12 protein-coding genes are annotated in these 13,266 nt (G+C 62.6%); 10 read left to right on the top strand and 2 right to left on the bottom strand.

Annotated features, from left to right (window positions below; all coding sequences use genetic code 11):
* Positions 1 to 22 precede the first annotated feature (22 nt).
* From bufB to ptsN, 9 genes are all read left to right on the top strand, one after another.
* Positions 23 to 874: an MNIO family bufferin maturase gene (gene bufB / locus CHU95_RS16215; RefSeq protein WP_094457391.1), complete on the top strand. Its 852-nt coding sequence runs from the start codon at positions 23 to 25 to the stop codon at positions 872 to 874.
* Entirely contained in the window at positions 868 to 1,626 is a 759-nt protein-coding gene (locus tag CHU95_RS16210; RefSeq protein WP_094457390.1) for an HvfC/BufC N-terminal domain-containing protein, read from the top strand. The genes bufB and CHU95_RS16210 overlap by 7 nt, the downstream gene beginning before the upstream one ends.
* The gene (locus CHU95_RS16205) at positions 1,620 to 2,132 is read left to right on the top strand and encodes a DoxX family membrane protein (RefSeq protein ID WP_094457389.1); all 513 of its coding nucleotides are present in this window, start codon (positions 1,620 to 1,622) and stop codon (positions 2,130 to 2,132) included. The genes CHU95_RS16210 and CHU95_RS16205 overlap by 7 nt, the downstream gene beginning before the upstream one ends.
* A gap of 3 nt (positions 2,133 to 2,135) precedes the next feature.
* Positions 2,136 to 2,393: a hypothetical protein gene (locus CHU95_RS16200; protein ID WP_094457388.1), complete on the top strand. Its 258-nt coding sequence runs from the start codon at positions 2,136 to 2,138 to the stop codon at positions 2,391 to 2,393.
* A gap of 31 nt (positions 2,394 to 2,424) precedes the next feature.
* Positions 2,425 to 2,985 carry a sigma-70 family RNA polymerase sigma factor gene (locus CHU95_RS16195; RefSeq protein WP_165772225.1) on the top strand — a complete coding sequence of 187 codons (561 nt, stop codon included), beginning with the start codon at positions 2,425 to 2,427 and terminating at the stop codon, positions 2,983 to 2,985.
* Complete coding sequence (locus tag CHU95_RS16190; protein WP_165772224.1) at positions 2,978 to 3,625, top strand: NrsF family protein; 648 nt, start codon at positions 2,978 to 2,980, stop codon at positions 3,623 to 3,625. The genes CHU95_RS16195 and CHU95_RS16190 overlap by 8 nt, the downstream gene beginning before the upstream one ends.
* A gap of 236 nt (positions 3,626 to 3,861) precedes the next feature.
* Positions 3,862 to 5,394, top strand: coding sequence for an RNA polymerase factor sigma-54 (gene rpoN / locus CHU95_RS16185; protein ID WP_094457385.1), 1,533 nt, complete (start codon positions 3,862 to 3,864; stop codon positions 5,392 to 5,394).
* Positions 5,395 to 5,507: 113 nt separating this feature from the next.
* On the top strand, positions 5,508 to 6,125 hold the full coding sequence (gene hpf / locus CHU95_RS16180; RefSeq protein WP_094457384.1) for a ribosome hibernation-promoting factor, HPF/YfiA family: 618 nt from the start codon (positions 5,508 to 5,510) through the stop codon (positions 6,123 to 6,125).
* 69 nt (positions 6,126 to 6,194) lie between these two features.
* Positions 6,195 to 6,653: a PTS IIA-like nitrogen regulatory protein PtsN gene (gene ptsN, locus CHU95_RS16175; RefSeq protein ID WP_094457383.1), complete on the top strand. Its 459-nt coding sequence runs from the start codon at positions 6,195 to 6,197 to the stop codon at positions 6,651 to 6,653.
* A gap of 73 nt (positions 6,654 to 6,726) precedes the next feature.
* On the opposite strand, the gene CHU95_RS16170 is transcribed toward ptsN, so the two are convergent.
* On the bottom strand, positions 6,727 to 7,839 hold the full coding sequence (locus tag CHU95_RS16170; protein WP_133065549.1) for a DUF418 domain-containing protein: 1,113 nt from the start codon (positions 7,837 to 7,839) through the stop codon (positions 6,727 to 6,729).
* Positions 7,840 to 7,929: 90 nt separating this feature from the next.
* Here CHU95_RS16170 and CHU95_RS16165 point away from each other — a divergent pair, with 90 nt between their 5' ends.
* The gene (locus tag CHU95_RS16165) at positions 7,930 to 8,520 is read left to right on the top strand and encodes a TetR family transcriptional regulator C-terminal domain-containing protein (RefSeq protein ID WP_094457381.1); all 591 of its coding nucleotides are present in this window, start codon (positions 7,930 to 7,932) and stop codon (positions 8,518 to 8,520) included.
* Positions 8,521 to 8,723: 203 nt separating this feature from the next.
* On the opposite strand, the gene gltB is transcribed toward CHU95_RS16165, so the two are convergent.
* Complete coding sequence (gltB, locus tag CHU95_RS16160) at positions 8,724 to 13,265, bottom strand: glutamate synthase large subunit (protein WP_094457380.1); 4,542 nt, start codon at positions 13,263 to 13,265, stop codon at positions 8,724 to 8,726.
* Between the last annotated feature and the right edge of the window lies 1 nt (position 13,266).

Here is a 13,266-nt window from a genome sequence, read left to right as displayed (position 1 = left end):
GGTTCTGTGACGGGGTCTTCCCATGCACACCCCTGCCCCCCGCTTCCCTGATCTGGTCAAGGCCGGTGTCGGCCTGCGCCATGCCCATGTGTCAGAATTTCTGACCGGGGCCGGCAAGGCCGGGTGGCTGGAGGTGCATGCGGAGAATTACCTGGTCGCCGGTGGTCCGCGTCTGGCGCAGTTGGAGAAGCTGCGCCAGGATTACCCGGTCTCCTTTCATTCAGTCGCCCTTTCTCTTGGGGCGGCCGACGGGGTGGACACGGCCCATCTGGCCCGGTTGCGCGCCCTCTATGACCGGTTCCAGCCCTGCTTGGTCTCTGATCATCTGGCCTGGACCGGTCTGGCCGGCACGCATGTGCCCGATCTTCTGCCCCTGCCCTTGACGGGTCAGACGCTGGAGATCGTGGCGGCGAATGTTGCGCGTGCCCAGGATGCGTTGGGTCGCCGCCTGTTGGTGGAAAACCCGTCGCTTTATGTGCGCTTCACAGCGGATCAGATGGATGAGGGGGAGTTTCTGGCAGCCCTGGCGGTTCGCACCGGCTGTGGCCTGCTGCTGGACCTGAACAATCTTTATATCAGTGCCAGCAACCGGGGGCAGGATGCCGCACGCCTTCTGACCCACTTTCCTGGCGATGCCGTCCAAGAAATCCATCTGGCCGGACATGCCCGGATGGATGTCGATGGCGGCAGTCTGCTGATCGACGATCATGGCAGCGCTGTACCGGACCCGGTCTGGGCCCTGTATGAGAGTGCGCTGCGCCGATTCGGCCCGCGTCCCACGCTGGTGGAATGGGATACGGCCCTGCCACCATTGGCGGTGTTGCTGTCTCAGGCAACCAAGGCTGATGCTGTTCGGGAGGCTGCGGCATGCTGATCGACCTGCAGCGGGCGATGGTGTCGGCCTGTTATGGCGACCCGGCCGGTTATGCCGGGGCCCTGCCGCATCTGGCGCCAGCCAGCATCGCGGTGGACAAGGCTCTTTTTATCCACACTGCAACGGTTACCGCCGCGCTGACGCAGGTCTTGGCCGAAGCCTATCCCAGCATCAAGGCCGGTCTGGGAGACCAGGCTTTTGCGGATGCGGCCCGAAGGCATCTGCGCCACCATCCACCTGGCCCGCCGATGCTGTCGGCCTACGGGCATGGGTTTGGGACGGACATGCCCTTTCCCCTGCCGCTGCTGGCGCAATTGGACTGGGCGGCGCACCAGGCTTACTTCGCCGGCGATACAGGGGTCGTGACCATGGCCGCGCTGGCCAGCCTTCCGCCCGATACCGTGGCTGGGCTGCGGCTACGTCCGGTGCCGTCGGCAACAGGGCTGACAGGGTCGCGATCGGTTCTGGTGGATTGGCAGGTGGGCCGGCCTGATATCAGGCTGGTCGAACCGATCTTGCCCCTGCAGGGGCCGGACGCCACCGCCTTGGTCTGGCGGGGGCCCGACTTATTAGTGGCGGCGACCTTGCTGCCAGCCGATGTCGGCAACGTCATCGCCGCCCTGGCGGCGGGTAACGACCTGCTGACCGCCGCGAACCACTTGGTGGATGGCAGCAGCTTGGCCCCGGTCCTGGCGTTGCTGTTCACCCAGGGGCTGATCTCCGCCACAGATGACGATTTGACGCCATGCTGATCCGCCGCCTTGCCCTGTTCCTGACTGATCCCGGACCGACGCTGCGGCTGCGCCCGTTGGCGCGGCAGGTCCTTGGCGCCGGGCTGCTGCTGGCGCGGCTGTGGCTGGCCTGGCCCTTTGCCACCGCGGGCTGGCACCGGGTCTTCACCTGGGATGCGCAGGCATTCCTGTTTACCGACATCCATCCGGTTCCCCTGCTGCCGGCCGCCATCGCGGCGCCGCTGACCACCGGCGCGGAAATAGTGTTGAGCCTGCTGCTGATCCTGGGTCTGGCCGGACGCGTAGGGGCTGCCGGTCTGGGGGTGATGGCCGCAACCCTGTTCCTGGTCATCGGCCAGACACCTCAGGGGGTGGAAAATGGGATCGCCATTGCAGCGGAACAGATTCCATGGATTCTGGTCGCGGGCGTGCTGTTTGTGCTGGGCCCTGGCACCTGGTCAATAGATGCCGGCTGGCGGGTGCTGCGCACACGCGGCAGTCAGCTCTCGCCCGAAACCACGAGGTGACCCATGCGACGCTTTGGCTTTCCGCTCCTGCTTTCGATCCTGTTCCTGCCGTCCCTGGCACAGGCCACAACACCATCCATGAGCGCCGCTGAAAAGGCTCAGAAACAGGCGGCAAACGAAGAGGCCGAACGCCTCTGCAAATCCATCAAGGATCAGGACAAATTTAATGAATGCCTGGACCTCTATTTCCTGGACCCCGCAAAGTTCCAGGCTTTTCTGGAACAGAACGGCGTGACCAAGCCGTCGAAGCCGCCAAAATGACGGGGCAGCCTCGGCTATCGACGGAGACGGCGTGAGCGTGCGAGGGACGGATGAAGCGGAGCTTGGCCTGCTGCTGACAGCGGCGCAGGACGGGAATCGTGCATCCTATGCGGCGTTCCTGCGTGCCGTGGTGCCGCTGATCCGGGCGGTGGGCCGGGGAAAACTGGCACGGCCAGCCGATCTGGAAGATTTTGTCCAGGACACGCTGCTGGCCGTTCATCAGGCGCTGCCGACCTTTCAGCCGGGGCGCCCCGTCGGTCCGTGGCTGGGCGCCATCGCCCGCAACCGACTGTCCGACGCCCTGCGCCGCACCTATCGGCGGCGGGCGGTGGAGACGGATTTCGATGATGGCATCGCCGATACGGTTGCCCAACCGGAGGCGGAGCCGGCCCCTCAGGTCGCGTTGGGGCCGCTCCTGTCACGTCTGCCGGAACGCCAGCGGACAGCCATCGAGATGTTGAAGGTGCAAGGGCTGAGTTTGAAAGAAGCATCAGACGCCAGCGGCGTCAGCATCGGCGCGCTGAAAGTCGCCGTCCACCGCGGGATCGTGGGGTTACGGCAATTGTTACGGAAGGAAGATGACCATGGCTGATACAAGCCACCTGATCGAGCGGTTGAGCAGTGAGGCGAGTGCGGCCCGCCGCCTGCCCCCGCCGGTGCTGCGGTTGCTGCTTTGGGGCGCGGCATCCCTGGGGCTGATGGCGCTGGCGACCAGTTGGCATGGCATCCGGCCGGATCTTGGTCTTGTTATTAGCAACCCTGTCTGGCTCGCCAAACAGGCGCTGGCGCTGGGCACGGCGTTGTTGGCCGGCTTTGCCGCCATTTCCTTTTCCGTGCCTGGGCGGCGCGGCTGGGAAAGGCTGATCTGGCTGCCGGCCGCTGCTTTCTGGCTGCTGGTCGCGTGGGAAAGCGCGCGCCCCACCCTGGAAACGCAGGCCATACCGGATATGGTCCATCTCTTCTGCCCCTATTGTTTTCCGGTTATCAGCATTGGGTCAGCCCTTTTCCTGGCGGCTGACATGCGCCGCGCCGCGCCCGTCGCGCCGGTGCGCATGATGGCGCTGCTGTTGATCGCCGGTGGCGGTATGGCCATGTTCGGCGAACGGCTGATACATGATGATCTTGATGCGCCATTGTTGATCGCCATCCAGATCCTGGCGGTGCTGAGCGTCGGAGCCGTGCTGGCGCCGTTGGGACGGGTGCTGTTCCGCTGGCATGGGGTGCAAAAGTAAAGCCGCCGCAGAAAGCAATGGAATAATTTTCAGCGCCACCGGGCCTAACTGTTGCGGGCATGCCTCTTGCACCTTACCTTGGGCATCGCTGGGGAACAGCCGACAGGGGTATGCCAGCCGAGAGGCCGTTATGGGTAACGGTTGCGGCTTTCCGGGGGTGACCATGGTCGGGCCTGTGCCGCGGCATCGTTGCAATCGGCAGCTATCCGCCCGTCAGAACAGGTCTTTTCGCAAGAATGGCGCTCCAGCAACGGCTCGATATACGCCAGTCACAGTCGCTGGTGATGACGCCGCAGCTTCAGCAGGCGATCAAGCTGCTGCAGCTCTCCAATCTGGAATTGGCCGAATATGTGGATTCAGAACTGGAGCGGAACCCGCTGCTGGAACGGGACGATGGGACAGGCTGGAATGATGCGCCCACAACGGGCGTGGACCGGGAGGAGGCCCCCGCCCCGGTGAATGAGGCCCGTGTGGCCGACACGGTGGAGCTGGCCACCTCCGACCGGATGGCCGGGTCGAACGACGCCCCGCTCGATACCGATTACGAGAATGTCTACACCAACAGTTCCGCTGCCGATATGGACAGCGCCGGTCTGGGATCGGGTGAGCAGTTTGGTGAATGGTCATCCCGTTCTGGTGGCTTCGATGAGGAGGGCGAGGGGTTTGAGGCGACACTGACCGAGCGGCCGAAGCTGCGTGACCATCTGGAAGAACAGATCACGATGGATCTGGGCGACCGGTTGGATCGCATGGTGGCCTATGCCCTGCTGGATCATCTGGATGAGGCCGGTTACTTCACAGGCAAGCTGGAGGAAGTGGCGGCTCAACTGGGCTGCGGGCTGGAACAGGTGGAAAATGTGCTGCTGCGCATGCAGCGCTTTGATCCTGCCGGTATTTTCGCCCGCACGCTGGCTGAATGTCTGGGCAACCAGTTGCGCGAAAAAAATCGCCTGGACCCCTGCATGCAGGCTTTACTGAACAATCTGCCCCTGCTGGCAGCACGTAATCTCCAGCAATTATTGAAGGTCTGCGGCTGCGATGCTGAAGACCTCTCGGACATGGTAGCGGAAATCAAGGCGCTGAACCCCAAGCCGGCGCTGGCCTTTGATTTTGAACCGGTCCAGACGGTGGTGCCCGATATCCTGATGCGGGCCAGCCCCGGTGGCGGCTGGATCGTGGAACTGAATACCGAGACACTGCCCCGCGTCCTGGTCAACCAGCGCTACCACAGCCGCGTGACCAGCGGTGCGCGCAGTAAGGCCGACAAGGAATATATCGCTGAACAGTTTCAATCGGCGAGTTGGCTGGTCAAAAGCCTGCATCAGCGGGCCAATACCATCCTGAAGGTGGCGACCGAAATCGTCCGCCAGCAGGACGCCTTTTTCCTGCATGGGCTGCAATTCATGAAGCCCTTGATTTTGCGCGATATCGCCGAAGCCATTGGGATGCATGAAAGCACCGTCAGCCGCGTGACAACCAACAAGTTCCTGTCGAGCCCGCGCGGCGTGTTCGAACTGAAATATTTCTTCACCTCCGCCATTCAGGGGGCCGACGGACAGGCCGCCCACTCCGCAGAGGCCGTGCGCTATCGGATCAAGGCCCTGATTGATGCCGAGAAAGCCGACGACACCCTATCCGATGATAAAATTGTCGAAATCCTGCGGGCCGATGGGATCGACATTGCGCGTCGGACAGTAGCGAAGTATCGTGAAGGTATGAAGATCCCTTCTTCAGTCCAGCGCCGTCGGGAAAAGGCCCTTGGGTTGTAACCCCTGCGCTGGCCGCTGAAGGAAGACCGTCCTGGGGCTCCCGGTCTGGATGCCGGCCTCAGGAAGATGGTTCCTTCGGGTCAGGCCATGCGCCCTGAAACGACAGGTCAAATATGCAAGTTACCGTCAAAGGCAAGCAACTGGATGTGGGCGATGCACTGCGGACCCATGTGAAGGATCAGCTAGCGTCGATGGTTGGAAAATATTTCGGGAACCCCATGGAGGCGACCGTCATCCTTTCGAAGGATGCACATCTTTACAAGGCTGATATCCAGGTGCATGTCGGCCGCGGGATTCTGTTGCAGTCGAACGCCGAAGCCACGGAACCCTATCCCGCCTTCGACGAGGCCGCCGACCGTGTGGCCAAGCGTCTGCGACGGTATAAGCGCCGGCTGAAGGATCATCACGAGCGGACGACCATCAGTCAGTTGCCGGTCCAGCCCGCCCGCAAGTACATCCTTGAAGCCGAAACGGATTCCGACGATTATGACGGCGAAGAAACGCCGGCACCCGAAGTCAACGGGCATCATGGCATGGTCGTCGCGGAGATGGAGACCTCCATCGAGATGCTGACGGTCAGCGAAGCTGTTATGCGGATGGACCTTGGTGAGTTGCCGGCGCTGATGTTCCGCAACCGCGCACATGGCGGGCTGAACATGATCTATCGCCGAACCGATGGTAACATCGGTTGGGTAGACCCTGCCGGGGCGGCCGGGTCGGTGAAACAGTAAGGCGATGCGTACCCCATGGCTGTATCCTTGCGTTCCGTATCCCCTTCCTTCCAGACACCTTCGGCAGCGATGAACGATCTTTTGACGCCGGAGGCGATCCTCCCGAACCTGAAGGCCGGCTCGAAAAAGCAGGTCCTTCAGGAACTGGCCAAGAAGGCGGCCGATCTCACCGGCCAGCATGAACGGGCTATTTTTGATGTTCTGGTGGAACGTGAACGCCTGGGCACCACAGGTGTGGGGCGCGGCATCGGCATCCCGCACGGCAAATTGCCCGGCTTGTCCAACGTCATGGCCATCTTCGCCCGGCTGGAGAAGCCGGTCGATTTTGAGGCGATCGACGAACAGCCTGTGGATCTGATCTGCATGCTTCTGGCCCCGGAAGGGGCCGGTGCCGACCACCTCAAGGCGCTGGCGCGTGTGTCACGCGCCCTGCGCGACCCGTTGCTTTGTGACAAGCTGCGCGGCGCAGAATCGGGCGATGCCCTTTATGCGCTGCTGGCCCAGACCGAACAGGTGAATGCCGCGTAAGGACCTGGGTGTGATGTGAGATGTGTGAAGCCGGCGTCCCGACCATGGGGCGCCGGTTTTGCGTTGTAGGGGATCACCCATAGGTGAAGCGCCGCAGCAACGCCTCCAGCGGTCCACGGCCGAAGTGCCGGGCATACAGCCCCGTCAGGATCATGGATGACAGGGCCACCAGCAGTGACAGACCCAGCAGGGCCGCATGCCCCAGGCTGTTATACCAGCCCAGACCATATCCCCCGAACAGCGCACCGGCAATGACACCCTGTATCACATAACAGGACAGGGAGTTGCGTCCCGCCAGCAACAGCAGAGCCGGCGGTTGCCAGCGATCCGCCAGCCAGAGGAGGGCCGCCAGATAGGCGGCCGCCAGCACCGGTCCACCCAGGGCGATCATGCCGATGCCAAGAACGCTCAACAGTCCGGCACCGGGTTGTGCGATGGTGGTCGTGCCGCCGACATAGGCCAGATTGAACAGCAGACCGGCCAGCAGCAACCCCGGCAGGGCACGGTGTAACCGCTGCCGTGCCGGGCTGTCGGGTTGAAAGAAGTTCCCGCGCGCCGCTACGATTCCGGTCAGGAACGCCGCGAGCGCCAGTGGGCCTTGAAACAGGGCGAGAAAGGCGAATGTCGACGGCCAGTCCCGCAGGCGCACCGTGACCGTGTCCAGGTACGTGCCGCCCAGGTTGGGCGTGGCCGCGGCCCCGACATCGCCCGCCACCAGCAAGACCAGACCCAGCGCCAGCGTGCCCGCCAGGGCCAATGCCACCAGACCGGCGGCCAGTTTCAGCAGCAGCCCTGGTGCCTTGCGCCGCAGCGGCCATGCCAGCAGACCCAGAAGGGCATAGAGCAGCAGAATGTCGCCGACAAACACCAGAAGCACATGCAAACCGCCCAGCAACGCCAGAAGTGCAAGCCGACGTGCGAATCGTCGATTGAAGGAGGCGCCGGCCCGTTCCGCCGACAGGGACTGGATCTCCATTCCCCATCCAAAAATGAAGGAGAACAGGAGAAAAAATTTCGCCTGGAACAGCAGCTCCACCAGCATCATGGCCAACCGGTCAACCATGACCGGCGGAAGGGCCATCGTCGCTTCCGTCGGTAGGGCAAAGAAGGGCAGGTTGACAACACAGATGCCGGTCAGCGCCAAAAGACGAACGACATCCACCGCGGCGTTGCGTTCAGACGACAAGATACCCACCTATATGCTGAGCGATTGCTCATCTTATATTGAGCATTCGCTCAGCATGTCAATCAGCTCTATTGAGGCGGGAGAGCGGACGTGGACGGACGGGACAAGGGTGGCCGGGAACGGATCATGCAGGCGACGGTGACATTGTTACTGGAGATGGGCTTGCTGGCCGTGCAGACCCGCGCGGTGACCGAGCGTGCGGGTGTGGGGACCGGTCTGCTGAACCACCATTTCCGCTGGCCTGCGCTAAGGGCCATGGCTTGGGAAGCCATCTTCGAGGCGGTGGTCGCCGATCTCTGGCATACCGGCGAAGACCCGGCAGCGGCGCTGGACCGGTTTATCGCAGGGTCATTCGATAACGGGGCGCGTCCCTACTGGACCCTGTGGATTCAGGCAGAGGCCCTATCGGCGACCGATAAAGTTATGGAGGCCACGCTGGCTCGCACACGCACTGCCCTGCGCCAACGTCTCGCGGCGCTGTTGGAAGCGGGCAATGTCGCTGGCACGTGGTCCCTGCCAAAGCCGCAAGCCACGGCCATCAGGCTGGAGGCGCTCCGGGATGGCTTGGCGGGCATGCTGCTGAATGGTGATCCGGAGATCGATGCGGCCCAGGCCACCCACCATCTGCGCCACGCCATGATGCTGGAACGAAGGGAAACGCCCGCCCTTATGGCTTCGTGATTTTGAACGGGCCTTGATGACTGAAGGCAGGAATAAACGGCGAGCGCCCGCCGATCCCTTACCGACTCCCATCAGTCTCCAAGTAAGGATAGATTCGACTCGCGGCTCAGGCTTGCGACTCGGCAAGCCGCAGAAAGCCTTGTTTCCCGAGTCGCGGCCTTAAATGAAAAGGGGGCCTTTCGGCCCCCTATCCTTACTTGGACTTACTCAGCGCTCAGTCGTTCCGGCGCCGTAACAGGGACCGGCAGCCGGTTCAGCATCTCCTTCGGCACCACCTGCCAGAACTGCCCACGCACCAGCTCCCAATCGTTGAGAAGCTGGGACGCCCAACGGCTCCCCGTCTCATCGATATGTTCCTGGATCAAGGACTTCAACTGCTCTTCGTAATGGGGCACTTCCAGGCGCTGCCAGATGACACTTTCTGGATTCACGCAGAGCGGGAACGATCCTTCCTCGTCATAGACATAGGCCATGCCACCCGTCATGCCGGCGGCGAAATTGTCGCCAACTTTACCCAGAATGACGGCCAGCCCCCCCGTCATATACTCGCACCCGTTGGAGCCACAGCCCTCCACAACCACCGTCGCACCGGAATTGCGTACCGCAAACCGTTCACCGGCCTGGCCCGCCGCGAACAGCTTGCCCGCCGTGGCACCGTACAGGACGGTGTTGCCGATGATCGTGTTCTCGTTGGTCTTCAGCGGGCTGGCGGTCAGCGGACGCACCACGATGGTACCGCCCGACAGGCCCTTGCCGACATAGTCATTGGCGTCGCCGAACACTTCGAGCTTCAGACCCTGGACCGCGAAGGCGCCCAGTGACTGACCAGCCGAACCGCGCAGGCGAACGGTGGCATGGCCGGGCTGAAGCCCCTTCATGCCGAACTTGCGGGTGATCATGCCCGACAGGGCCGTGCCGATGGCGCGGTGCGTGTTCTGGGCGTGATACTGCATCTGGGTCTTTTCACCCACCTCGAACAAGGCCTTGGCGTCCTTGATCATCTGGGCGTCCAGCGTATCCGGCACCTCGTTGCGGCCTTCCAGCGTGCAGTAGCGGGCATATTCGCCGGGATCAGCCACCGACAGCAGCGGGTTCAGGTCCAGATCGTCCAAATGGGCGGCCCCACGGCTGACCTGATGCAGCAGGTCAGAACGGCCCACCACTTCCCGCAGCTCACGGAAGCCCAGGCCAGCCAGGATCTCGCGCACTTCCTCCGCGATGAAGCTGAACAGGTTGACGACCTTTTCCGGCGTGCCTGTGAACTTCTTGCGCAGGTCCTCATCCTGCACGCACACGCCGACGGGGCAGGTATTGGAATGGCACTGGCGGACCATGATGCAACCCATGGCGACCAGGGCTGCCGTGCCGATGCCAAACTCTTCTGCACCCAGCATGGCGGCGATCACGATGTCACGACCCGTCTTCAGACCGCCATCGGTGCGCAGCGTCACACGGTGGCGCAGACGGTTCAACGTCAACACCTGCTGCACTTCCGACAGGCCCATTTCCCACGGCACGCCCGCATATTTGACCGAGGTCTGCGGCGACGCACCGGTGCCGCCATTATGGCCGGCGACCAGGATGATATCCGCACCCGCCTTGGCCACCCCGGCGGCGATGGTGCCAATACCCGACCGCGACACCAGCTTCACACAGACCTTGGCGACCGGGTTGATCTGCTTCAGGTCATAGATGAGCTGCGCCAGATCTTCGATCGAGTAGATGTCATGGTGCGGCGGCGGGCTGATCAGCATGACGCCGGGGGTGGAGTGGCGCAGCTTGGCGATCAGTTCAGTGACCTTAAAGCCGGGCAACTGGCCACCCTCACCGGGCTTGGCACCCTGGGCCACCTTGATCTCGATCTCGCGGCACTGGTTCAGATACTCAGCCGTCACGCCGAACCGGCCCGAAGCCACCTGCTTGATGGCGCTGTTCCAGTTATCGCCATTGGCGTCGGGCTTGAAGCGCGCCGGGTCCTCACCGCCCTCCCCGCTCACCGACCGGGCACCGATGCGGTTCATGGCGACGTTGAGCGTTCCATGTGCCTCGGGCGACAGGGCGCCCAGCGACATGCCGGGCGTAATGAAGCGCTTGCGCAGGCTGGTGATGCTCTCCACCTCATCCACCGGCACGGTCTTTTCCGCCGGCTTGAAGTCCAGCAGGTCGCGCAGATTGATAGGCGGGCGCTTGTGCAGCGCCTCAGAGTATTTCTTGAAGGTGGAGAAACTGTCGGTCGATACGGCCGTCTGCATCAGGTGGATCAGGCCACCCTCCCAGGCATGGCGGTCGCCGCCCTTGCGGAAGCGATAGAAACCGCCGACCGGCAGGGCCACCACATCCTCGTCATAGGCGATCTTGTGCTGGCCCACGACTTCTTCCTGGATGCCATTCAGACCCAGGCCGGAGATGCGGGACGGCAATCCTGGGAAATACTCAGCCGCCAGCGAGCGCGACAGGCCAATGGCCTCAAAATTCAGGCCGCCACGGTAGGAACTGATGATGGAGATGCCCATCTTGGACATGACCTTCAGCAGACCGTCATTGATGGCCTTTTTATAGCGCTTCAGACAGTCCTCCAGGCTCATCGCGCCGAACAGGCCACGGCGATGGCGGTCGGCGATGGCTTCCTGGGCGATATAGGCGTTGACGGTGGTGGCACCGACACCGATCAGCACCGCGAAATAATGCACGTCCAGGCATTCGCCCGAGCGGACATTCAGGCTGGTGAAGGTGCGCAGTTGCTGACGGATCAGGTGCGTATGCACGGCACCGGTGGCCAGGATCATGGGCATGGGCGCGCGGGTCCCGCTCATCCCCTCGTCTGTCAGGATGACATGGGTGGCGCCACCGCGAACGGCATCCTCGGCCTCCTGGCGGATGCGGCGCAGCCCGTCGCGCAGGGCGTTGGGGCCGGAGGCCGGTTCAAACGTACAGTCGATCTCCGCTGCGGTCGCGCCCATATATTTGCGCATGGCCCGGAACTCCGCACTGGTCAGCACCGGGCTTTCCAGCTGCAGAAGGCGGCACTGGGCCGAATCTTCGTCCAGAATGTTGCCCAGATTGCCCAGACGCGTCTTCAGCGACATGACGCGGGTTTCGCGCAGGCTGTCGATGGGCGGATTGGTGACCTGGGCAAAGTTCTGGCGGAAATAATGGTGCAGGCCGCGATACTTGTCCGACAGCACCGCGATGGGGCTGTCATCACCCATGGAGCCGACGGCTTCCTTGGCGTCATCGACCATGGGCTGCAGGATCAGTTCCAGATCCTCCATGGTGATACCATAGGCCAATTGACGGCGGCGCAGTTCATCCTTGGACAGTTCCGCCGGTTCCACCGGGGCCTTCTTGACCAGATCGTCCAGGACCGTGATTTCCCCGATCCAGTCGCCATAGGGGCGCTGGGCAGCCAGATTGTCCTTGATCTCCCGATCATGGAACAGACGGCCTTCCTTCAGGTCGACGGCAATCATCTGCCCCGGACCCAGGCGGCCCTTCTCCACCACGGTCTGTTCGTTGATCTTGACCATGCCGGTTTCCGACCCGCCGATGATCAACCCGTCGCCAGTGATGACATAGCGTAGGGGACGCAGGCCGTTACGGTCCACACCGCCCACAACCCAACGGCCATCATAGATGGCAAGCGCTGCCGGACCGTCCCATGGCTCCATCACCGCATTGGCGTAGCTGTATAGGTCGCGGTGAGCCTTCGGCATCACCTCCTTGTTTGACCAGGCTTCCGGGACCAGCATGGTCTTCACCATCGGTGCCGACCGGCCAGACATCAGCATCAGTTCAAACACCGCGTCCAGCGCACCTGAATCCGACGAACCAACCTGGATAACCGGCTTCAGATCCTCAACATGCGCGCCAAACGCCTCGGAATACATGCGCGTTTCATGCGCCTTCATCCAATTGACGTTGCCGCGCAGCGTGTTGATCTCACCATTATGGGCCAGCGTACGGAAGGGCTGGGCCAACTGCCAGGTCGGGAAGGTGTTGGTGGAGTAGCGCTGGTGATAAACAGCAAAATTGCTTTCAAACCGCGCGTCCAGAAGGTCTGGATAAAAGGCTGTCAACTGTTCGGCCAGGAACATGCCCTTATAGATGATGGAGCGGGCCGACAGGGTGCAGATATAGAAGCCGCCGATCTGTTCACCGGCCACCGCCTTCTCAATGCGACGGCGGATGATGTACAGATCACGCTCAAACTGCTCATCCGAGACGGTGCCATCATTGCCGACCATGATCTGTTCGATCTCGGGCCGGGTGGCGTTGGCCTTTTCACCAATGATCGAAATGTCGATCGGGACCTGACGCCAGCCATAAATGGTGTAGCCCCAGTTCAGGACCTCGGTCTCCACGATGGCGCGGCAGCGTTCCTGGGCGGACAGGTCCGTCCGGGGCAGAAAGACCTGGCCCACAGCGATCACGCCCTTGGGCTCCGGATGGCCAGTACGGACCACATGTTCGCGGAAAAACGCCTGCGGTAACTGCACATGGATGCCAGCCCCGTCGCCCGTCTTGCCGTCGGCATCGACGGCACCGCGGTGCCAGAGCGCCTTCAGCGCCTCCACGGCCTTTTCCACCACCTCGCGGCGAGGCTTGCCGTCAATGGCCGCCACAAAGCCGACGCCACAGGCATCATGCTGTTCGGTATCGACAAAGGCAGTCGTGTCCAGCAGGGCCTTGTTGGCGGTGTACTCGGCCGCGAAAATCTCACCGGCGTTGATGGTGGCGTCGGTCATG

This window comes from Niveispirillum lacus (assembly GCF_002251795.1).
In the GTDB taxonomy this organism is placed as follows: Bacteria; Pseudomonadota; Alphaproteobacteria; order Azospirillales; family Azospirillaceae; genus Niveispirillum; species Niveispirillum lacus.
The sequence above is the reverse complement of the archived record's forward strand: the minus strand, read 5'-3'. Positions and strand labels throughout refer to the sequence as shown.